Source organism: Chitinophaga rupis (assembly GCF_900109685.1).
Classification (GTDB): Bacteria; Bacteroidota; Bacteroidia; order Chitinophagales; family Chitinophagaceae; genus Chitinophaga; species Chitinophaga rupis.
The window spans coordinates 366,085-388,783 of record NZ_FOBB01000002.1 but is presented as its reverse complement, the minus strand read 5'-3'; the positions used below and the strand labels follow the sequence as shown (position 1 = coordinate 388,783).

Below are 22,699 nucleotides of genomic sequence, written 5' to 3'. Positions count from 1 at the left end.
AAAGTAATGTCTGCACAAACACACCAGTCAACTACAAACCCCGCTACTGCCGCCGCTGCAGCGCCTGTTACTGCAATGATAAGTGACACCGCACTGCCGGAGCAAAGTATGGAACCCTTGCAATGGTTGCCCGTTCAGCGCCAGCTAACAGTTGGCGCAGCAGATGATCCGCTGGAAAAAGAAGCCGATGATATGGCCGGCCGTGTAATGCGCATGCCGGAACCATCGTTTATTCAGCGTAAATGTGCGCATTGCGAAGCAGAGGAAAAAGCACAGCGCAAACCGCTGGCCTCCTTTATTCAAAAGAAAGCAGGCAGCAGTGGTAATACCTCCGTTAGTCAACAAGTTAGTAACCAGATAAGCGCTACGCAGGGCGGCGGGCAAACCATGCCTTCCACTACGCGCAGCTTTATGGAAAGCCGTTTTGAAACAGATTTCTCCTCCGTGCGGATCCATACCGGGGATTATGCATCACAATTATCCAATGAGCTATCCGCACAGGCATTTACCGTAGGCAATGATATTTATTTCAACAGCGGCAAATTCTCACCGGAAACCAGCGATGGGCAACATTTACTGGCGCATGAGCTTACCCATACTATACAACAGCAGGGCGCTACTATCCGCAGGTTCGGGTCAGATGAGCACCGGCGGATAGGCGATAGCGCAGTGAGCGACCGTGCGCTCATCACCTCTTATGGAACGGTAACTTTTGGGGAGATGATAGCCATGGCCGGTGACTATTTTGAAAGCATTGAGGAAATAGCCACGCTGGCAGAAAGCTACGGCACCTTTGGCCGTGAGCAGATCGATTATGTATTGTGGAAGGTGAACCCTACCCGCACCCGGCCTACCGTATCGCGGTCCGCCATTGATGCCGTAGAGGAGCGGTACAACCGGCTGGCCGCACGTAATGAAACTCACTTCTCCACCGGCAGCTCAGCCGGTAACAGTAACCGGGAGCGTTATGCGGATATACATGCGCAGGCTATGATAGATGCTTTTTCAGAAGGCCTTAACCCGCTGGTAGTAAGAAGATGGACCTGGCAGGCGCGCGAAGGTTTTGCACAGCACTTTTTAACAGATGCATTCTCTGCAGGGCATGTGCGCACGCAGCGCGGTAACATACAACGGCACTGGAATGGCATGTACCCGGGCTTTGTAGATAACATGATCCGCATGATCAGCTGTTACATGGCCAGCCATATTAATGAAAGGGACCGTATAGGCTACGTGATGACGGTAGATATGTTAACAAATGAGATCAGCCCCGTAGTACGCTCTATGGGCGGCACCACCCTCACCTCTTTTTCTATTGGCGATCTTATTTCCAAAGTGCTGCATGATGCAGATAATGCCGGGCTGGATGTTGTGAGCAGCCGCGGGCCCGCCGGCTCCACTACCGGATCGCCTTTTCACTGGCGTGCAGTAGGCGATGGATTTTTATTCCCTGCAAGCGGCGCAACGGCCACTACGCCGCAGCAACAAACGCAGCAAATGCTTACAGAAGCCATTACGCTTAGCTTCCAGGAGGGGCGGCAGGCTTACAGCGCAGGCGTTTCGGGCGATTTTACCAGGGGAAGGCAGCTGGCAGATCCTGCTAACTTCCGTGCACCGGCATTATTCCCGGCAGAGGATACAACCTCCACTACCAATCCTACGTATGCATGGCGCGCAGCTGATCTGCCCTCTCTTCCTGCCAATATACAAACACTGATCACCAACGCATTTTTACCCGGTGCAGAGATCCGCAATGGTCTGGATGCATTAACAGTACCCTGTATTACCACGCGCATGAACTTTGACCTGCATACCGGCGATGCTTTTGAATGTTTCAGGCGCAGGCTCATAGCACACCCCTGGGATGTTATTTTAGAAATTGCAGCAGGCGGCACGGCGTTATGCCCGCCAGGTCAGAATGATCCCTGTCCTACACTCCGTAATGCTTGTCCATGATAACAGTATAGTATGTCAGCAAATACGTCCATATTATCCGCTCCACAAGCTACACCGGCTGCTGTTCCCGCAGCAGCTGCTATGGAACCCATGCAGGATACAGCGGAACCCTTGCTGCTGCCTATCCAATGCCGGCTCACCGTTGGCGCAGTAGATGATCCTTTGGAACAGGAAGCGGATAGTATAGCCGATACCGTTATGCGCATGCCGGAACCTTCTTTTATACAACGTAAATGCGCGCATTGTGAGGAAGAGGAAAAAGCGCAGCGCAAACCATTGACATCCTTCATTCAAAAAAAAGCAACGGAAAGTAACAGCAGCCCGGTTAGTGAAGCGGTAAGCAGCGGCATACAGGCAAGCCAGGGTAGCGGAAGCGCCATGTCCGCGCCTACGCAGCATTTCATGGAAAGCCGCTTTGGCGCAGATTTTTCGGGCGTACGCATTCATACCGGCAATGATGCAGCTCAATTATCAGCGCAGCTGAATGCACAGGCATTTACCGTAGGCAACGATATTTATTTCAACAACGGGCAGTATACGCCGGAATCAGCACAGGGCAAACACCTGTTAGCGCATGAGCTAACCCATACCTTACAGCAAAGCGATATAGCCCGCAAACCACTTATACAGCGGCGTTTCAGGCCCAGTGAGCTAATGCCTCCCGGCGGCACATCGCCGGGCAATCCTATTACCTCTTCACCGGATTCATACTTCTTCCGTGGCAGCAGCACCAACACCGGCCAGCGCAGGGCCCTGGTGATTGCAGGCATTCACCAGGGAGAACGCAGCGCAGGACACCTGGGACAGGAAGCGCTGGCAGAATTAAACAGCAGCTTTCACCCGGACTTTCATACTTTATTTATAACAGCCAACCCCATTCCTGCCAGCGCGGGATATAACCGTACCGGCGGCAGCGGCGCTACTCGTGTGAATGATCTGAACCGGGAATTCGGTACCGGTTATGTAAGCCGCAATCCCATTGCAACGCTGATCACAGAGGCGGTGAATGAATTTGATCCGGAGCGTATACTCAGCATACATGCCATCAGCACTACCTCTCAGGGCGGTGTTTTCCTGGATCCTATTCATAACAGAACGGTTTCCGGTACCGGCACAGGCGTAGCAGATGATATACGCTCCTACCCACCGGTTGCCACCAGCGGACAAAGAAGCCGCGCCTTCACCTGCGACAGCCGCAACCTGGCAGCCATGGACCTAACAGAACGTATGATCAGGGCTACTATTGGCCGCGGCGGCGCAGGCAGCTCACCGGGTAATACACCCACCAGGAGCTTGCCCGCCAGCATGTACCCGCCGGCCAGCGCTGGCGGCACATCTACGGGCAGCTCTCCCTTCAGCTTAATATATCCTATTCAAAGTGAGGCTACCAGCGTAGTAGCCGGCAGGGGTACCTCACTGGGTACCTGGGCCTCCGGTTATGGCAGAACAGTAGTGACCATTGAGGTACCAGGCTATGAAGCTGATGCCTCCGTATACCGGCCTTACCTGGAAGGCATACACCAGTTCCTGCTGATGCCCGCACCTGCTGCAGCTACCGGCGCTGCCACCACAACGGATAATGATTTTACCATAGGAGACCTCATTGATGGCATTGTGTATGTGATCCGCGAATTCATACGCGTAATAGGGCAGGCAAGCCTTACCCCGGCCCCTATGGAAAGAGAAGCGCCGCCGGAAGGTCTGCCACGCCGCTGCACTACTTTTGCCGACCAGGCAGCGCTGGATGTGCGGAAAGCCTTCTGGGCATCGCAGATTGCAGCCTTACCGGTACCGGATACCATTGGCTGGATCATTGGCACCGGTACACCGCCGCGCGCTGCCATGCAGGAAGCGCGCAGGCAGGTGGAGTGTATGACACGGGCACTGGAGCTGGCAGCCGCACGCCCTGGCTCCGGCATTACATTACCACGCGGCGGCGCTTCTATAGAATCGCCCCGCAGGAGCTTCAGCGAACAGCAGGATATCTGGAACAGTAAGTTCAACTTTACCCGCAGAAGGCCCTTTGACCGCATTACCGATCACGCACGCACTGTTTGCGGCACATTGATATTACCCGCTGAAACCCGCTGGGATACCCGCAATCTCAGGCACCGAGTAGCCTGGGGGATAGATGCACCCAGCACCACCACGCCCATGCCTACAGGCGCACGTGCCTTAACCGTAGATGAACGGCAGCAGGAAATATTACAGGCTTCTTCTGCGCCGGGCATATCCCGCCACCACTGGGGTACCGACTTTGATATTATTGACCCTGATATGAACCCTGCAGAATGGGAAGGCACCGGCAGCTTTACGGATGAATACAGCTGGCTGCAGCGCAATGCATCTACCTACGGTTTCCTGCAATCATTTACCATGGGCTCTGCCTTTTTACGCAACGGTTATATAGAAGAACGCTGGCACTGGTCTTACTATCCCATATCACAGGCGCTGCTGGAATTTGCCAGTGGCCATCAAACGGAAATAGAAAGCAGCCTGTGTTCATTATGGGCCATGGAACCCCAGTTCAGCTTTATTCGCGGACACTGGCGGGAATTTATGTTTAATGTGAACAGCAGGCCTGTTTTCTGATAATGTTTTAACAGATCATTTACCAATGGCAACACACAGCACCATAACACCTCAGCCACAACAGGCGCCGGCCGCAGAAGCGCCTGCAATGCTTACGCAGCCGCTTGCTGCCGGTAGTGCTTTTGAGCCGCTGCAACGGCTGCCCATCCAATGCCGGCTAAATGTAGGCGCGGTAGATGATCCCCTGGAAAAGGAAGCGGATAATATAGCCGATACCGTTATGCGCATGCCTGAACCTTCTTTCATTCAACGTAAATGTGCGCATTGCGAGGAAGAAGAAAAAGTGCAGCGCAAACCGCTAACACCCTTTATACAAAAACAGGAAGCACCTTCACCGGCCGCACCTGCCACACCGCATGATGAATTTATGCGGATGATAGAAGGCGTTATCAGCGCAGATAACCAGGCCAGGCTGGAAAGAACGCGCATAATACGCGAGCGGGTGCTGGAACCTTTAACCGGCGCACGGGCAGATGGGATTACCTTTCTGAACCGCTTACGCAGCCTTACACCGGATGAAGCCGACCTGCTGATCCATGATACGGTATTCTTTGGCACCATACGCCGGTATTTCCGCGGCCGTACTTTATGGACGGTGTACACCATTCTCCAGTTCCATAATCATACCCCTGAGCCGCATCTGCATTTAACCATGGCCGTATCTAACCACGATGCACGCCTGCTGGCAGATATGCTGAGCATTGTAGTATTACAGAGCGCCCCTGATTATGACCGCGATATTTATTTCACCATGCTGCGCGAAGTAGTGACCGTAGAGTTCAGCGGCGATCCTTTGCAGAATGAGCTGCTTCGTTTGATCGATCACCGGGACGATGCCAACATCAGCCAGCGGCATAGTACCACCTATGAAGAAGCGCATTATGAGCAGCCGGTGGGTGGTGGTAATTATGCTATGCAAAAGTTTACAGGAAATATTTCAGCCAACAGCTATATCTCCGGTACAGAGCTGCGGGTAATAGTACGCATGCGGTTTGTGGACGGAAATAATACCGCGGCCTGTCCCACTGCCGGCGCTGCCGGCTGCAGCGGTTTTTATTTCCTGGGTGCTAACGCCGGTGTATATACGCGCTGGATGAATGCTATTACCAGCGTATGGAACGGTCATTTCCATATCAGTAACGGTACGCAGGCTTATAATGTGGTATTTGTGCCGTTGTTCCTTTCTGAAGCTGATCCGGATGCAGTTTCCATCCGCGTAATGACTAATAATACGCTTAGCTGCGACCCCAGCCTGGGTCCCGGCCGTTCCGAGCAAACCTGCTGGTTCCTGAACGTGCCCAATGGCACGGTAGCACATGAATTCGGGCATATCATCGGTGCTTCGGATGAATACCAGCTGCCGGGCAGTAATGCAGAAATAGCAGCTGCGTTCCCCACTATGAGCGCGCAGGACCGCTCCCTTTCCAGTATGGAGGGCATGACCGGCACTCCGCAGGCCGCACCGGCGCTAAACAGCGCAGCTGCAGTAACAGCAAACCGTACAGATACTATTATGGGTAATTCTTACAACTCGACCAATGTAAATACACGGCACCTCACCAGATTGCTGGGATTACTGAATGCAGGCCTGCCTGCAGGCGCAACACCGTTTGCACTGAGAACAGGGAACAGGCCCCGGTAGCGGTTATGGAATATTGGCAGTAAAGCTGCTATAACTGCCATCCTGCATTTTCTTTACAATGGTATAATTGCCTTTGTATAACAATAAGGGCGGCGCAGCATTTACATTCTTCACACAAATAACATCTTTAGCGATCGTATTACTGCCTTCTGCTGCATATTCTGCAGCATCATAAGCACTGTATATGCAAGGGCCGTCTTTTAACTGGCTGGCCGGAATGTAATAAGGGAAACGCTTTTCCACATCCATCCATAAATAACCCGGCCGGTTCAGTGAATCTTTTAATTGTGCATTAAAAACATTCAGATCAACTGCACCACCCTCCGCATTCCGGTAAAATTTATGCTGATCCTTATATTTCAGCAGGTAAAAGAACGGACGGCTAACAATATCACCGGTGGCAGTATCTAAGATGGTTCGTCTTTCATCGAGATTGGTTTGATTAATGGTGAATACATCTTCCTGGTTCAGTAGCGTTTTCAGCTGGCTGGTCATCATGTAACAGCATTCCTGCAAATGGGCGTATCCTACGTGAATAACGAAACGGGCGCCAGGGTTCTCCTTCATTACCTTTACAATATTGGCAGCTTGTTGTTCCTCTCTTACGGATGTGTAATGCAGCCAGGTTATTTCTCCATTTTTATTACGTATTACACTCATGGAATCCTTTGGCTCATAGCTGAGGTATTTCATGGAGCCGTATTGATCCAGCTTAATACTATCATCCCAGGTTTGTTTTGGAGGCTCATACTCATAAGCATAGATCTTATAACCCAATTTCCGCGCGTATCTCAGGAGGGATGCATAATTAGGTTCATTGAGCAGGCGGCCGTCTGTTGACACCGGGTAACCTTTTGCGGACAGGGTATTGCCCTGCTGGATGCCTTCCGCCATAAATACGCGGTATCCTTTCGCATACAGCTCCTTTAATAAAGATTTGGTGAACAAACGGTGCTGGGGCCTGTTATGCGCTTCGTTGATCAGTAAAAAACGGTATTTCCCGGCTTCATTAATGATCACCGGTTTTGCAGCGGTTACTTTGTAGCTGGCTAATGAAAGCTTTACCGCCCCTAAACTATCCTCATACTGCATGCTCTCCCGGTAATAACCGCAAATGGCTAACAGCTGGCTTAATGTGCCGTTTTTTATATTGTCCTGGCTATGTGCGATGATCGTCTCCGGGAAATCATAATAAGGATTACCGGCAGGCGCATGATCAGCAATGAGTGTAAGCAATAGTAAGCAACAGATAATAAGGGATTTCATATAAAAAGGTTAATGCAGCAAAACAATGAACTGTTCTGCTGCATTAACTAACGTCCGAACAGATCAGCTTATTGCTTTTAACCCTGCTTCTGCAACGGCATGATCATTTTCTACGGTGCTGCCCGAAACGCCAATAGCGCCTATCACCATTCCCTTACTGTCTTTAACAGGGATACCACCGGGAAAGGTGATCAACCCGCCATTGGAATGCTCAATATTATACAGCGGGCCACCGGGTTGTGACAGCTGGCCAATATCGCCGGTGTTCATGTTAAAGAAACGGGCCGTTCGGGCTTTGCGCATGGATATGTCAATGGAGCCCAGCCAGGCCCCATCCATATGTACAAATGCGATCAGGTTGGCGCCGGCATCTACTACCGCAATGTTCATTAAAGTGTTTAAGGCAGCAGCTTTTTCTTTAGCCGCTTTTACAGCCGCTTCGGCTTGTGCTAAGGTGAGGTTCATGATTACGATATTAGATTACAAAATAAATAAGGGTACTACCGGTTGTAAGCGCTGTTGCTTACAACCGGCAGGTTATTGTTATGTTCACGGTTCGTTAAGTACTTAATTTTTGATCAGGCCACCAGGGTCCAGCACAAACTTTTTAGCAGCGCCCTTATCAAAATCACTATACCCCCGGGGCGCATCATCCAGCGTTATTACTTCTACATTCACGGCTTTGGCAATCTTTATCTTATCATACAAAATAGCATTCATCAGCTGCCGGTGGTATTTCATTACCGGGCACTGGCCCGTAGCAAAAGACAATGATTTAGCCCAGCCCAATCCCAGGCGCAGGCTCAGGTTGCCATGTTTGGCGGCATCTTCCTTGGCGCCCGGATCTTCCGTTACATATAAGCCGGGAATGCCAATGGCGCCGCCTGCACGGGTAATTTGCATAGCGGCATTTAATACCGTGGCCGGCTGTTCCGAATGGGAGTGGCTGCCATGGCCCCGTGCTTCAAAACCTACACAGTCCACTGCAGCATCTACTTCCGGTGTGCCAATGATAGCTGCAATCTGGTCCGGCAAGGGTGTATCGCTGCGCAGGTCCACTGTTTCACAGCCAAAGCTTTTAGCTTGCTGCAATCTTTCAGGGATCATATCCCCCACTATCACCACTGCTGCACCTAATAAATGGCAGGAGGCTGCGCAAGCCAGGCCCACAGGCCCTGCTCCTGCTACATATACAATGGAGCCCGGGCCTACGCCTGCGGTAACAGCACCGTGGTAGCCGGTGGGAAAAATATCGGATAATAAAGTAAGGTCACGGATCTTGGCCATGCCCTGGTCCTTATCCGGGAACTTCAACAGGTTAAAATCAGCATAAGGTACCATTACGTATTCGGCCTGGCCGCCTACCCAGCCGCCCATATCTACATACCCATATGCAGCGCCTGGGCGGGCAGGATTTACATTTAAACAAATACCGGTTTGCCCGGCCTTGCAGTTACGGCAGCGGCCACAGGCAATATTAAAAGGTACGGATACCAGGTCGCCCTTTTTTATGAACTCCACATCCCGGCCGGTTTCCAGCACCAGCCCGGTGATCTCATGCCCCAGCACCAGCCCTGCAGGCGCAGTGGTACGGCCTCTTACCATATGCTGATCGCTGCCGCAGATGTTGGTTGAAACAATCTGCAGTATGACACCGTGCTCACATTTGCGGTTGCCCAGCGCCAGCTTGGGAAAATCAATAGACTGCACTTCCACAACCCCTGGTTTGATGTATACGACACCTCTGTTGCTACTCATAAGTTCAGATAATTTAAAAGTGAAGAAAACGCGGAATATTTGCATTCAAACTTCCTGCATTCCTGCTCCTTTACATAACACTATAATACATTTCCGGTTACACTATCGTACAAATGTGCGCTGTGAGTGCCTGAAATGCACTAAATTGAACTATGGCACAACCGACCCCCACTATACAGCCAGCCGTAGAGCAACGCCGCGTGTACAGCTACGCCCATTGTGAGCTGAACCTTTTTGAAACTACCCAGCAGGCACAGGCGGTACCATTACAGTTCAATCATCTTACCATTATGTCGATGATGCGGGGTAAAAAAGTGATCCGCATGGACCGTTCAGCGCCTTTTGATTACCTGCCCGGCGAATCGCTGATCATACCGGCGCAGCGTGCTATGCTGATCGATTACCCGGAGGCCGGCATCTCCTCTCCTACCCAATGCACGGCTTTAATGATGGAAGAAAATTTTATTCAAAAGAACCTGGATCAGCTGGATGAGGAATATAATACAATGGACAACAGCCACCACTGGGCCTTACCCATGGACAGCTGTTTTTTTCTGCATAACCCGGAGATCACCGCCACTATAAATAAGATCGTACATTTAAGCCTGGATCATAAACCTATGAATGAGCTGCGGGTGGAGCTTTCCCTGAAAGAGCTGCTGGTATTGATAGCGCAGCAGCAACATCTTTCACAAACAGAGCAGGCCAGCGAATATGCCCATAACAGCAATCACTTTGCACACGTGCTGCATTTTATAAAACAGCATATCACAGAAAAGATCAGCATAGAACAACTGAGCCGGGTAGCCTGCATGAGCCGCACCAATTTCTTTAAGGCATTTAAAAGTTACCTGGGACTTTCACCTGCAGATTATATTGTGCGCGAACGTATTGCCCTGGCCAGGCAGCTGCTGCAGGAGGCTGACATAAGCATTGCTGAAATAGCCTACCAGAGCGGCTTTAACAACATCCCTTATTTTATACGGCAGTTCAGGAAACAGGAGCAGGTTACGCCGGGCGAGTACCGCGCCGCACTGCAGCCTGATAATAGCCCGCTGCGTCATCACGCAAATACCCCCTCATAATTACACGGGCAGGTCCCGTTGTTCACCCCGGCATGCGCAAAAGTATTTTAGTTACTTTAGCGAGGAGAACCCGTTTTAACTCTCCTGCTATCGGCTCCCCCCAAGGTATTTCTTACCTGATAGCTGTATGAGCAAACAACAAAACCGCAATCTGTATGAAAAAGCAACTAAGTATCCTATTTGGTATAACCCTTATGCTGGCCGCCTGTACCAAGCAGGAACGCCCTGCAGGCAACCCGGAAAAAGATCCGGCGCCCATGGCAGCAACCGCACGTGCCTGCGCCAGTATGGACATACTGAAAGACCAGATCTTAAAAGACCCGGCCCGTGGCCAACGCCTGCAGTCTATTGAAAACCTTACGCAGCGTATTGCTAAAGACAAATCTTTAGGCCGCCTGCTGCCCGATGGCAGCGTGCAGATACCGGTAGTGGTAAATGTACTGTATCGCACCACAACGGAAAATATTTCCCAGGCGCAGATCCAGTCACAGATCGATGTGCTGGAAAGGGACTACAATGCCGCCAACAGCGAGTATGGCAGCGTACCTGCGCTGTTTGCCGGTGTAAAGGCAAATGTGGGTATTCACTTTACATTAAAAAGTGTGGTACGCAAATCCTCCACTAAAACCAGCTGGTCTGCCAGTACCGAGAACATGAAGAAAAGTTCTTTAGGTGGTATTAATCCTACTACGCCGGATTCTGTGCTGAACATCTGGGTGGTGAATTATATTAACTATGGCGGGCAGGAAGTGCTGGGGTATGCACAGTTCCCCGGTGGCAGCGCCGCTACAGATGGTGTGGTGATAGGTTACCGTTATTTTGGTAATACCGGAACGGCAACATCGCCGTTTAATCTTGGCAGAACTGCCACGCATGAAATAGGTCATTTCCTGAACCTGTATCATATCTGGGGTGATGCTCTTTGCGGCAGCGACCTGGTAAGCGATACACCACAGCATAACGACGCTAATTTCGGATGCCCCTCTTACCCGCACCTGAGCACCTGCTCCGGATCGCCGGTTGAAATGACTATGAACTACATGGACTATACAGATGATGCCTGTATGTATATGTTCAGCGCTGGTCAGAAAGCCCGCATGCTGGCTACTTTTACCAGTGGCGGCGGCCGTAACGGCTTTGCGCACTAAAATTAAATGAGTTCCCTGGGGGGAGCTTTTTTTAGTCTTTCAGGATCATAAACTCTGTTCTCCTGTTCACCTGGTGCTCCTCTTCACTGCACTCCACACCATTCTTACAGCGGTTCAGCAATTTGGTTTCGCCATAGCCTTTTGCTACCAGTCTTTTCTTTACAATGCCTTTGCTGATAAGATATTTCACCACTGCTTCAGAGCGTTTCTGCGACAGCTTCAGGTTATAGGTATCATTACCGCGGCTATCCGTATGTGTGCGCAGCTCAATTTTCATGTGTGGATGCTGCTGTAATAATTTAACTAAGGTATTCAGCTCAACGGCTGCTTCAGGCCGTATATCTGCCTTATCAAAATCAAAGTATACATTCAGCACCTGTAACCTGGGTCTTACCGGCAATATAGGCAGGTAAAGGCTTTGATGCAGCACGGTTGTTTTTTTCAGACCATGGGTGCTCACGGTTTTCTCATCCCACGTATAATTTTCCTTTTGCCCGTGCAGCATATAAACGGTACCGGTATCCAGGTCGAAGCGATAGTAACCGGCATCATTTGTTTGAACCGTTGCTATCGGTTTTTGGGAAACGAACAGCGTTACTTCTGCATTTTCCAGCGGCTCCTTTGTTTCACTGTCGTACACTGTACCATCTATTGAGAATTGGAGCAGGGTGGCTAATTGCGTCAATGCAGGCTTTTTAGGCGGCTCTACCGGCTCTTTGGCAATGGGTACTATTTCCTGTGTGGTGTCTGCCGGTTTCTTCACGGTATCTATCAGCGGCTCATCTTCCGGCGTGCCTACCGGCATTACGGGCTTCACATGCGGGTACACGCGGTAAATATCATCTGCCCCTTTTCCGCCACTGCGGTCCGATGACAGGTATAACATATTCCCATACTGGTCCAGCGTAAACGAAAGATCATCCTGCGGTGAGTTAACGGGTGACTGCATATTTACAATAGCGCCTACACCGGTAATGGGTCCGCGGAAAATATCCAGGCCGCCCATACCAATACCGCCATCGCTGGAAAAGAACAGGTGGCCCTGCCGGTCAATAATGGGGCAACGCTCATTACCTTCTGTATTTAACCAGGCCAGGTTTTGCGGTTTTGTCCAGCCTTTATCTGTACGGAAACAGCGGTACAGATCTGTACCGCCATCACCGCCCGGCATGTTGGATGAAAAATATAAGGTATCACCCGTGGGTGTAATAAAAGGATCACCTACCGAGTATGCGTCCACGTTATTATACATAAAAGGCACGGGAGCCTGCCAGCGGCCACGATCGTCTTTCTGGCTGCTGTATATTTCTACGTTAATAGTTTTGAGTGTTCCTTTTCCCCTAGCTGTTTTGCGCGGTATTTCGGTGAGCGAAAAAAACATCTGCCGTTCATCTTCCGTAAAGGTAGCGGCGCCCACATGGTATCGCGTACCTGCATTAAAGGGGTAAACGGTCACGCTATCCTGCCCGTTTCTGTAATACAGGCGCAGGTATTGGTTGCCTGTCCAGCCGTAGATGGCTTCATCCGGAAGCTTCTCTGTATCAAAGCGCAGGAATGGCTTATCTGCTTTTGAAGGCGGTGCAATGATCCTGTCGGATGTGAATACAACCCCGCCCTGGTAAGGCACTGCTGCCCAGTCGGACTGTGCAGAGTTCAGCGCCTCTATATTCTCTACCGTAATAATGCTGGAGGTATTCATCCAGCTGATGGCGGAATCACAGGAGGCCAGCCAGTTATGCTTTTGCCGGTCCGACAGTTTGCGGGCGGTATCAGTAGCTATATACTTCTGGTATTGTTCTTTTGCTGCAGCATAACGGGCATTGCTCTGTAAGGCTTTTGCGTAATATAACAGGTTCTCCGGCTTACTGCCCTTCATACTCACTGCAATGGCGCACCATTTTTCTGCCTGGGGGTAGTTGTTCGTCTGACGGTAAATATCAGCCAGTCTTTCCGCAGCGTGCAGCGTGCGTTTTTTCTCATAGGCTTTTTCATACAGTGTTATTGCCTTACTGAAGTTATAAAGCACATACTGATGATCTGCTTCCTTTATTATATACTGCGCCTGCGTTGTAAGGCTCAGCAACAGTAATAACCCTGTTATGCATTTACTCATCTGAAAAAGCTGTTTCATTGAATCGTTTAAAACACCCGCGGGGTGGCCATCCGCATATCCGGACCGGCAAATGAAAAACCAATAGAGATCTCGTGCGAACCGCTGCTATAGCTTTGCAGCGGGCCTACTGAGAAATCATATGCGTACCCTACACGCAGGTTGCTGACTGGAAAAAACTCTATGGCCGCTACTGCGGCATTACGTTTTATCAATACCTTTTGCAGGTAATTCTTATCATACAGCTTTAAACCCGTACGGTAAGAACCTCCCACCCAGATCTTTTCCTTAAAGAGCAGGAAGGCGTTCAGATCCAGGCTGGAAGGGCCACCCCGGTCATCCTTCAGTAAAAAGGAAGGCTTCAGCTGGATGCTTTCACTTAACGGCAGCAGCATGCCCGCGGTAAGGTAATAGTGCGGCCTGGGCTGCGGAATATAGATGTAGCGCGATTTATTCATGTGCGGCGCAATGAGGTTATCTACTGAAAAACCTGCAAATACACGGTCGTTTGAAAAGAACACCCCTGCCCTCGCATCCGGTACCAGCGTGGTTTGCGTACCACCTGGCATATCCAGCTCAGGATCATTGGTGGTAAGCAGCGAGCCGTTAATACCCAGCTGCAGCAGCCCCCCGCTGATGCCGAAGGCCAGGCGCGAGCTGCCATCTTCATTTAGCCGTATACGGTAGGCATAGTTAGCATACACGCCCTGCGTGCTTTGCGCGCCCAGCTTATCGCTGAAGAGCTGTAAGGCCAGGCCTACATTGCCTTCATTAGCAATGGCATCCACCGCTACGGAAAAGCTGCGGGGTGCGCCTTCAATACCCGTCCACTGAGCGCGGTAAAAGCTGTGCACATTCAGCACCTCTTTATAACCGGCGTAGGCGGGGTTGATGTAGATCCCGTTAAACATATACTGGCTATACTGTGCATCCTGCTGGGCAAGCGCGAACCTGCCAATCAGCAACAGCAAACCTGTGAATATGATGCCTTTTCTCATAACGACAATTTATAAGAACATTAATGTTTGAATGCGCGGATCAGCGTTGTATATCCTTTCAGTACTTCCCATCCGGAACCATTTGTTTTCTTTATGCGTAACAGATAATAGTAGGTGCCTTCATTCAGCCCTTCGCCAAACCAGTTATTCTGGTAGCCCTTCTGGCGGAACACTTCATTACCCCAGCGGTTAATAATCACCAGCTCATTTTCTGCATACTGGTTCAGACCGCGTATTTCAAAGGCATCGTTCTTACCGTCGCCATTCGGTGTGAACAGCGTTGGTACTTTAAGATCTGAGAAAGAAATGCCCAGCTTCACAGTAGCTACGTTGGTAATGTAGCCATCTGCATCCCGTACCTGGTAGGTAAAGCTGTCATCACCCTTATAGCTCAGATCCGGTGTGTAGGTAATGGTGCCATCCTCATTAACATTCGCGCGGCCATGCTGCGGCTGTGTAATAACCGCCACCGTGCCGGTGTTGAATGTAGAATGACCTGCATCATCATTATCCAGTACCGGGATAGTTACCGGCACATTCACCTTCGTTGACATTTCATCATCCACAGCTACCGGCGATCTGGCCACCACGGTTACAGTAGGCGCATCGTTATTACCTCCTGTACCGGAGATGTCTGTAATAGTTGTGTTAGCCGGTGTTTGTGCGCTTACGGAAGCGGTGTTGCTTACGCTGCCATTATCACGATCTGCCTGTGTAAGCATGTACACGGTTGTTTCCGTGATCGAGGCGCCAGGCAGGAAGTTGCCGGTAATGGTTTTATTTAATCCCAGCATAGGGTCTGATACCGTTACGTTATGTAAGGTTACATTGCCGGTGTTGGTGATGGTGAATGTATAGGTGATGCTGATACTGTCTGCACGTACCACGCCTGTTTTTACCAGGGTAATGGCCGGGTTGTTAGCCATGCCTACCGTGATGTTTACCGGAACCGTAGTGGTGCCGCCTTTACCGTCGCTGATGATGATGGTAAAGCTATCCGGGCCGGTGTAACCAGGCGCTGGTGTATAGGTATAAGTGCCGTCAGGATTTACTACTACCGTACCATGCGCAGGATCGCTGCCTTTCGTGAATGTCAGCGGATCTCCGTCTACATCTGTACCGGTTACCGCGCCGCTTACCGGCGTTCCTTCCTGGGTAGTTTTGCTGTCGCCGGCGCTCGTGGGCGCATCATTTACCGGTGTTATGGTAATGTTTACCGTTGCCGTTGTGTTGCCGCCCTTACCATCGCTGATAATGATGGTAAAGCTATCCGGACCGTTATAGTTGGCAGCCGGTGTGTAGGTATAAGTTCCGTCAGGATTTACCACTACTGCACCATGTAACGGGTTGTTGCCTTTGGTATAGGTGAGCGGATCTCCATCTGTATCGGTACCGGTAATGGCCCCGCTTACAGGGATATCTTCATTAGTGGTTTTGGTATCATTATTACCGGTAGGCGCATCGTTTGCCGGAGTAACAGTGATGTTTACAGCGGCTGGTGTGGCGGCGTAGGCGGTACCATCGGAAGCGTTCCAGTTGAAACTATCGGAGCCGGTAAAATTAGCGGCTGGTGTGTAGGTGATGTTGGCTAGATCGGCAGCTAATATTTCCTGGCCAGCGGTAATGTTGATACCGTTTAGTTTCAGCGTGCCATGCGTGGGCAGGGTGACGATCTGGATTTTTACTAACGGATCAGTGTCTGTGTCGGTGAACTTGCCGGTAAAATCTGTGTTTGCGAAGGATAATGTGTTATCCTCTACTACCGTTTTTATTATATCTGCTACTGCCGGTGCATCATTGGCTGGTGTTACGGTGATGTTTACTGCGGCTGGTGTGGCGGCATAGGCGGTGCCATCGGAGCCATTCCATGTAAAGTTGTCGGAGCCGGTGAAGTCAGCGGCTGGTGTATAAGTAATGTTGGTCAGATCTGCTGCAACAATCTCCTGACCAGCGGTGATGTTAGTACCATTCAGTTTCAAAGTGCCGTGTGTAGGCAGTGTTACGATCTGAATTTTCACTAACGGATCGCTGTCAGTATCAGTAAACTTGCTGGTAAAGTCCGTACCCGTAAAGGCCAGCACATTATCCTCTACTACCGTTTTCGGAACATCAGCTACTACTGGTGCATCGTTTGCCGGAGTAACAGTAATATTTACAGCAGCCGGTATAGCAGCATAAGCCGTACCATCAGAGCCATTCCAGTTGAAGTTATCAGAGCCATTGAAGTCCGCATCAGGCGTATAAGTGATATTAGCCAGATCAGCAGCCACAATTTCTTGCCCTGCAGTGATGTTGGTACCGTTCAGTTTCAGCGTACCATGTGTAGGCAGGGTGACGATCTGGATTTTCACTAACGGATCGCTATCGGTATCCGTAAACTTGTTGGTGAAGTCTGTACCGGTGAAGGCCAGTAGGTCATCTTCCACTACTGTTTTTGGAACATCGGCTACTACCGGTACATCATTGGCTGGTGTTACAGTAATATTGACAGCAGCCGGTGTGGCAGCATAGGCTGTGCCATCGGAGCCGTTCCAATTAAAGCTATCAGAACCGTTGAAGTCAGCGTCTGGTGTATAAGTAATATTAGCCAGATCAGCCGCAACAATCTCCTGGCCAGCAGTGATATTAGTACCATTCAGTTTCAGTGTGCCATGTGTAGGCAGGGTGACGATCTGGATTTTCACTAACGGATCGCTATCGGTATCAGTGAACTTGCTTGTAAAGTCCGTACCAACAAAAGTCAGCACATTATCTTCTACTACGGTTTTAGGAACATCAGCTACTGCTGGTACATCATTGGCTGGCGTAACGGTAATATTTACAGCAGCCGGTGTGGCAGCGTAGGCCGTACCATCAGAACCATTCCAGTTGAAACTGTCAGCACCATTAAAATCAGCATCAGGTGTGTAAGTGATATTAGCCAGGTCGGCGGCCAGGATTTCCTGACCTGCGGTGATGTTGGTGCCGTTTAGTTTTAAAGTACCATGCGTGGGCAGTGTAACGATCTGGATTTTTACTAATGGATCGCTATCAGTATCGGTGAACTTGCCAGTAAAATCAGCACCTGTGAAGGACAGTACATTATCTTCCACTACCGTTTTAGGAACGCCAGCTACTGCTGGTGCGTCATTTGCTGGTGTTACAGCGATATTTACTGCAGCTGGCGTAACAGCGTAAGCTGTACCATCAGAGCCGTTCCAATTAAAGTTATCGGAGCCATTGAAGTCTGCATCTGGTGTGTAGGTGATATTTGCCAGGTCTGTGGCCAGGATTTCTTGTCCAGCAGTAATATTAGTGCCATTCAGTTTTAAAGTACCGTGAGTAGGCAGCGTTACAATTTGAATTTTCACTAACGGATCACTATCGGTATCCGTAAACTTGGTGGTGAAGTCGGTACCGGTGAAGGCGAGTACATTATCTTCTACTACTGTTTTCGGTACGTCTGCTATCACAGGTGCATCATTGGCTGGTGTTACGATGATGTTTACTGCGGCTGGTGTAACAGCGTAAGCTGTGCCGTCGGAGCCGTTCCATGTAAAGTTGTCGGAGCCGGTGAAATCGGCAGCTGGTGTGTATGTGATGTTAGCCAGATCGGCTGCAACAATCTCCTGACCAGCGATGATGTTAGTACCAGTCAGTTTCAGTGTACCATGTGTAGGTAACGTTACGATCTGAATTTTCACTAACGGATCACTATCGGTATCTGTAAACTTGCTAGTAAAGTCGGTACCAGTGAAGGACAGTACATTATCTTCTACCACCGTTTTCGGAACATCAGCTATCACCGGTGCATCATTGGCTGGCGTAACTGTAATATTCACAGCGGCTGGTGTGGCTGCGTAAGCTGTGCCATCGGAGCCATTCCAGGTAAAGTTATCAGAGCCGTTAAAATCCGCATCCGGCGTATAAGTGATGTTAGCCAGATCGGCTGCAACAATCTCCTGACCTGCAGTAATGTTAGTACTATTCAGCTTCAGCGTACCGTGCGTAGGCAAGGTTATCACCTGAATTTTCACTAACGGATCGCTATCGGCATCAGTAAACTTGCTGGTAAAGTCGGTGCCAGTAAATGCCAGTACGTTATCTTCTACCAGCGTTTTCGGGACATCAGTTACTACCGGTACATCATTAGCTGGCGTAACGGCAATATTTACAGCAGCTGGTGTGGCAGCATAAGCTGTGCCATCGGAACCATTCCAATTAAAGCTATCGGAGCCGTTGAAGTCAGCATCTGGTGTATAAGTAATGTTGGTCAAATCTGCTGCAACAATCTCCTGACCAGCGGTGATGTTAGTACCATTCAACTTCAACGTGCCGTGTGTAGGCAGCGTTACTATCTGAATTTTCACTAATGGATCACTATCAGTATCCGTCAACTTGCTCGTAAAGTCCGTACCCGTAAAGGCTAGCACATTATCCTCTACTACTGTTTTCGGAACGGCAGCTACTACTGGTGCATCATTGGCTGGCGTGACGGTAATATTTACAGCAGCCGGTGTGGCAGCGTAGGCCGTACCATCAGAACCGTTCCAGTTAAAACTATCAGCACCATTGAAGTTTGCATCTGGTGTATATGTGATATTAGCTAGGTCTGTTGTCAGGATTTCCTGACCAGCAGTGATGTTGGTACCGTTTAATTTTAAAGTGCCATGTGCGGGCAGGGTGACGATCTGAATTTTTACTAACGGATCGTTATCGGTGTCGGTGAACTTGCTGGTAAAGTCGGTACCAGTGAAGGCCAGTACGTTATCTTCTACTACTGTTTTCGGCACATTAGTTACTAACGGTGCATCGTTTGCCGGAGTAATAGTAATATTTACAGCAGCCGGTATAGCAGCATAAGCCGTGCCATCAGAACCATTCCAGGTAAAGTTATCAGAGCCGTTAAAATCAGCATCCGGCGTATAAGTGATGTTAGCCAGGTCGGCTGCAACAATCTCCTGGCCAGCGGTGATGTTAGTACCATTCAGTTTCAGTGTACCATGTGTAGGTAACGTTGCAATCTGAATTTTCACTAACGGATCATTATCGGTGTCCGTAAACTTGCTGGTAAAGTCGGTACCAGTGAAGGCTAGTACATTATCTTCTACTACTGTTTTCGGCACGTCAGCTACCACTGGTGCATCATTAGCTGGTGTAACGGTAATATTTACAGCGGCCGGTGTGGTAGCATAAGCGGTACCATCGGAGCCATTCCAGTTAAAGCTGTCGGAACCATTAAAGTCTGCATCAGGTGTGTAGGTGATGTTAGCCAGATCAGCGGCTAAGATTTCTTGACCTGCAGTAATGTTAGTACCATTAATCTTAAGTGTACCGTGCGTGGGCAGGGTCACGATCTGGATTTTTGCGAACGGATCGCTATCTGTATCAGTGAACTTGCTGGTGAAGTCTGTTCCAGTAAAAGCCAGTACATTATCTTCTACTACTGTTTTCGGAACATCAGCTACTACTGGTGCGTCATTGGCTGGCGTAACGGTAATATTTACAGCGGCCGGTGTAGCAGCATAAGCCGTACCATCAAAGCCGTTCAAATTAAAGTTGTCAGCACCATTGAAGTCAGCATCTGGTGTATAAGTGATATTAGCTAGGTCGGCTGCCAGAATTTCCTGACCAGCAGTGATATTAGTACCATTCAGCTTCAGTGTGCCATGTGTAGGCAGGGTGACGATCTGGATTTTCACTAACGGGTCGCTGTCGGTATCGGTGAACTTGCTGGTAAAGTCGGTACCGGTGAAGGTCAGCACATTGTCTTCTACCACTGTTTTCGGAACATCAGCTATCACCGGTGCATCATTAGCCGGTGTAACAGTAATATTTACTGCGGCCGGTGTAGCAGCATAGGCCGTACCATCGGAACCGTTCCAGTTAAAGCTATCAGAGCCGTTGAAATCAGCATCAGGCGTATAAGTGATGTTTACCAGATCGGAAGCTAGGATTTCCTGACCAGCAGTGATATTAGTACCATTCAGCTTCAGTGTGCCATGTGTAGGTAACGTTACGATCTGAATTTTCACTGATGGATCACTATCGGTATCCGTGAACTTGCTAGTGAAGTCGGTACCGGTGAAGGACAGTACATTATCTTCCACTACTGTTTTCGGCACATCTGCTACCACCGGTGCATCATTGGCCGGTGTAACGGTGATATTCACTGTAGCAGGTGTTACAGCGTAAGCTGTTCCATCAGAGCCATTCCAGTTGAAACTATCAGCACCATTAAAGTCAGCATCTGGCGTGTAGGTGATATTAGCCAGGTCTGTGGCCAGGATTTCTTGGCCAGCGGTGATATTAGTACCATTTAGCTTCAGCGTACCGTGCGAAGGCAACGTAACAACCTGAATTTTCACTAATGGATCATTATCGGTATCAGTGAACTTACTTGTAAAGTCAGTACCAGTAAAAGCCAGCACATTATCTTCTACTACCGTTTTCGGCACATCCGCTACTACCGGTGCATCATTTGCCGGTGTAACAGTAATATTAACCTGTGCCACAACAGCAGCATAAGCCGTACCGTCGGAGCCGTTCCAATTAAAGTTATCGGAACCATTGAAGTTTGCATCTGGCGTATAAGTGATGTTTGCCAAATCAGCGGCTAAGATTTCCTGACCTGCGGTAATATTGGTGCCGTTCAATTTTAAAGTACCATGCGTAGGCAAGGTTACCACCTGTATTTTTACTAATGGATCACTGTCGGTATCCGTAAACTTACTGGTAAAGTCCGTACCCGTAAAGGTCAGCACATTATCTTCTACTACTGTCTTAGGCACATCAGCGACTACCGGTGCGTCATTCGCTGGTGTAACCGTAATATTTACAGCGGCCGATGTCGCAGCATAGGCTGTGCCATCAGAGCCGTTCCAGGTAAAGCTATCAGAGCCGTTAAAGTCAGCATCCGGTGTATAGGTAATATTGGCTAAATCAGCCGCTACAATTTCCTGACCTGCAGTAATGGTAGTACCATTCAGCTTCAGCGTGCCATGCGTAGGCAGGGTTACCACCTGTATCTTTACTAACGGGTTACTATCTGTATCAGTAAACTTGCTGGTGAAGTCTGTACCGGTGAAGGCCAGCACATTATCTTCTACTACTGTTTTCGGAACATCAGCTACCACCGGCGCGTCATTCGCCGGAGTAACAGTAATGTTTACAGCGGCTGGTGTAGCAGCGTAATCCGTGCCATCAGAGCCATTCCAGTTGAAACTATCTGCACCATTAAAATCTGCATCTGGTGTATACGTGATATTCGCCAGGTCTGTGGCCAGGATTTCTTGTCCGGCAGTAATATTAGTGCTATTCAGTTTTAAAGTGCCGTGAGTAGGCAGTGTTACGATCTGGATTTTTACTAACGGATCGCTATCGGTATCAGTGAACTTGTTGGTGAAGTCTGTACCGGTGAAGGCCAGTACATTATCTTCTACAACTGTTTTCGGCACATCGGCTATTACCGGCGCATCATTGGCTGGTGTCACAGTGATATTTACAGCGGCCGGAGTTACAGCATAAGCCGTACCATCAGAACCGTTCCAGGTAAAGTTATCGGAGCCGTTGAAGTCTGCATCTGGCGTATAGGTGATGTTAGCCAAGTCGGTGGCAGGGACTTCCTGACCAGCAGTAATATTAACACCATTCAGCTTCAGTGTACCATGTGTGGGTAGAGTAACAATCTGAATCTTAACTAACGGATCAGTATCGGTATCCGTGAACTTGCTAGTAAAATCTGTACCGGTGAAGGCCAGTACATTATCTTCTACTACTGTTTTCAGCACATCGGCTACTACCGGTGCATCATTAGCTGGTGTAACGGTGATATTCACAGCAGCTGGTGTTACAGCGTAAGCTGTGCCATCAGAACCATTCCAGCTGAAACTATCTGCACCATTAAAGTCTGCATCTGGTATATATGTGATATTCGCTAGGTCTGTGGCCAGGATTTCTTGTCCAGCAGTAATATTAGTGCCATTCAGTTTTAAAGTACCGTGAGTAGGCAACGTTACAATTTGAATTTTCACTAACGGATCACTATCGGTATCCGTAAACTTGCTAGTAAAGTCTGTACCAGTGAAGGACAGCACATTATCTTCTACTACTGTTTTCGGAACATCAGCTACCACCGGCGCGTCATTCGCCGGAGTAACAGTAAT

General features: G+C 49.4%; 11 protein-coding genes. 5 read left to right on the top strand and 6 right to left on the bottom strand.

Translation table 11 applies throughout. The annotated features are described in order from the left end of the window. Window positions 1-6 precede the first annotated feature (6 nt). The 3 genes from BMZ54_RS08770 to BMZ54_RS08760 are packed head-to-tail and all read left to right on the top strand — an operon-like array spanning window position 7 to window position 6,190. Window positions 7-1,956 carry an eCIS core domain-containing protein gene (locus BMZ54_RS08770; protein ID WP_089909323.1) on the top strand — a complete coding sequence of 650 codons (1,950 nt, stop codon included), beginning with the start codon at window positions 7-9 and terminating at the stop codon, window positions 1,954-1,956. 12 nt (window positions 1,957-1,968) lie between these two features. Next, window positions 1,969-4,548, top strand: a complete 2,580-nt coding sequence (locus BMZ54_RS08765; protein ID WP_089909320.1) for an eCIS core domain-containing protein — start codon at window positions 1,969-1,971, stop codon at window positions 4,546-4,548. 25 nt (window positions 4,549-4,573) lie between these two features. Continuing rightward, window positions 4,574-6,190 carry a hypothetical protein gene (locus BMZ54_RS08760; protein WP_089909318.1) on the top strand — a complete coding sequence of 539 codons (1,617 nt, stop codon included), beginning with the start codon at window positions 4,574-4,576 and terminating at the stop codon, window positions 6,188-6,190. Window positions 6,191-6,193: 3 nt separating this feature from the next. On the opposite strand, the gene BMZ54_RS08755 is transcribed toward BMZ54_RS08760, so the two are convergent. The 3 genes from BMZ54_RS08755 to fdhA all read right to left on the bottom strand — a co-directional run bounded on the left by BMZ54_RS08755 (window position 6,194) and on the right by fdhA (window position 9,214). Then, window positions 6,194-7,456 carry a hypothetical protein gene (locus BMZ54_RS08755; RefSeq protein ID WP_143080944.1) on the bottom strand — a complete coding sequence of 421 codons (1,263 nt, stop codon included), beginning with the start codon at window positions 7,454-7,456 and terminating at the stop codon, window positions 6,194-6,196. Between the two features lie 63 nt (window positions 7,457-7,519). Then, on the bottom strand, window positions 7,520-7,921 hold the full coding sequence (locus BMZ54_RS08750; RefSeq protein ID WP_089909312.1) for a GlcG/HbpS family heme-binding protein: 402 nt from the start codon (window positions 7,919-7,921) through the stop codon (window positions 7,520-7,522). Between the two features lie 102 nt (window positions 7,922-8,023). Beyond that, window positions 8,024-9,214, bottom strand: coding sequence for a formaldehyde dehydrogenase, glutathione-independent (gene fdhA, locus BMZ54_RS08745; RefSeq protein ID WP_089911830.1), 1,191 nt, complete (start codon window positions 9,212-9,214; stop codon window positions 8,024-8,026). A 152-nt stretch (window positions 9,215-9,366) separates the two neighbouring features. On the opposite strand from fdhA, the gene BMZ54_RS08740 reads away from it, so the two are divergent. Together BMZ54_RS08740 and BMZ54_RS08735 are read left to right on the top strand one after the other, a co-directional pair. Continuing rightward, the gene (locus tag BMZ54_RS08740) at window positions 9,367-10,299 is read left to right on the top strand and encodes a helix-turn-helix domain-containing protein (RefSeq protein ID WP_089909309.1); all 933 of its coding nucleotides are present in this window, start codon (window positions 9,367-9,369) and stop codon (window positions 10,297-10,299) included. A gap of 155 nt (window positions 10,300-10,454) precedes the next feature. Next, window positions 10,455-11,447, top strand: a complete 993-nt coding sequence (locus tag BMZ54_RS08735; protein WP_089909305.1) for a zinc metalloprotease — start codon at window positions 10,455-10,457, stop codon at window positions 11,445-11,447. A 31-nt stretch (window positions 11,448-11,478) separates the two neighbouring features. Here the strand turns inward: BMZ54_RS08735 and BMZ54_RS08730 are convergent, their stop codons facing one another. The 3 genes from BMZ54_RS08730 to BMZ54_RS33145 are packed head-to-tail and all read right to left on the bottom strand — an operon-like array spanning window position 11,479 to window position 22,699. Next, a complete protein-coding gene (locus BMZ54_RS08730; RefSeq protein ID WP_162277500.1) occupies window positions 11,479-13,560 on the bottom strand; it encodes an OmpA family protein in 2,082 nt (693 codons plus the stop codon). A 26-nt stretch (window positions 13,561-13,586) separates the two neighbouring features. Further along, window positions 13,587-14,555: a PorP/SprF family type IX secretion system membrane protein gene (locus tag BMZ54_RS08725; protein ID WP_089909300.1), complete on the bottom strand. Its 969-nt coding sequence runs from the start codon at window positions 14,553-14,555 to the stop codon at window positions 13,587-13,589. A 20-nt stretch (window positions 14,556-14,575) separates the two neighbouring features. Then, entirely contained in the window at window positions 14,576-22,699 is an 8,124-nt protein-coding gene (locus BMZ54_RS33145; RefSeq protein ID WP_262487580.1) for a tandem-95 repeat protein, read from the bottom strand.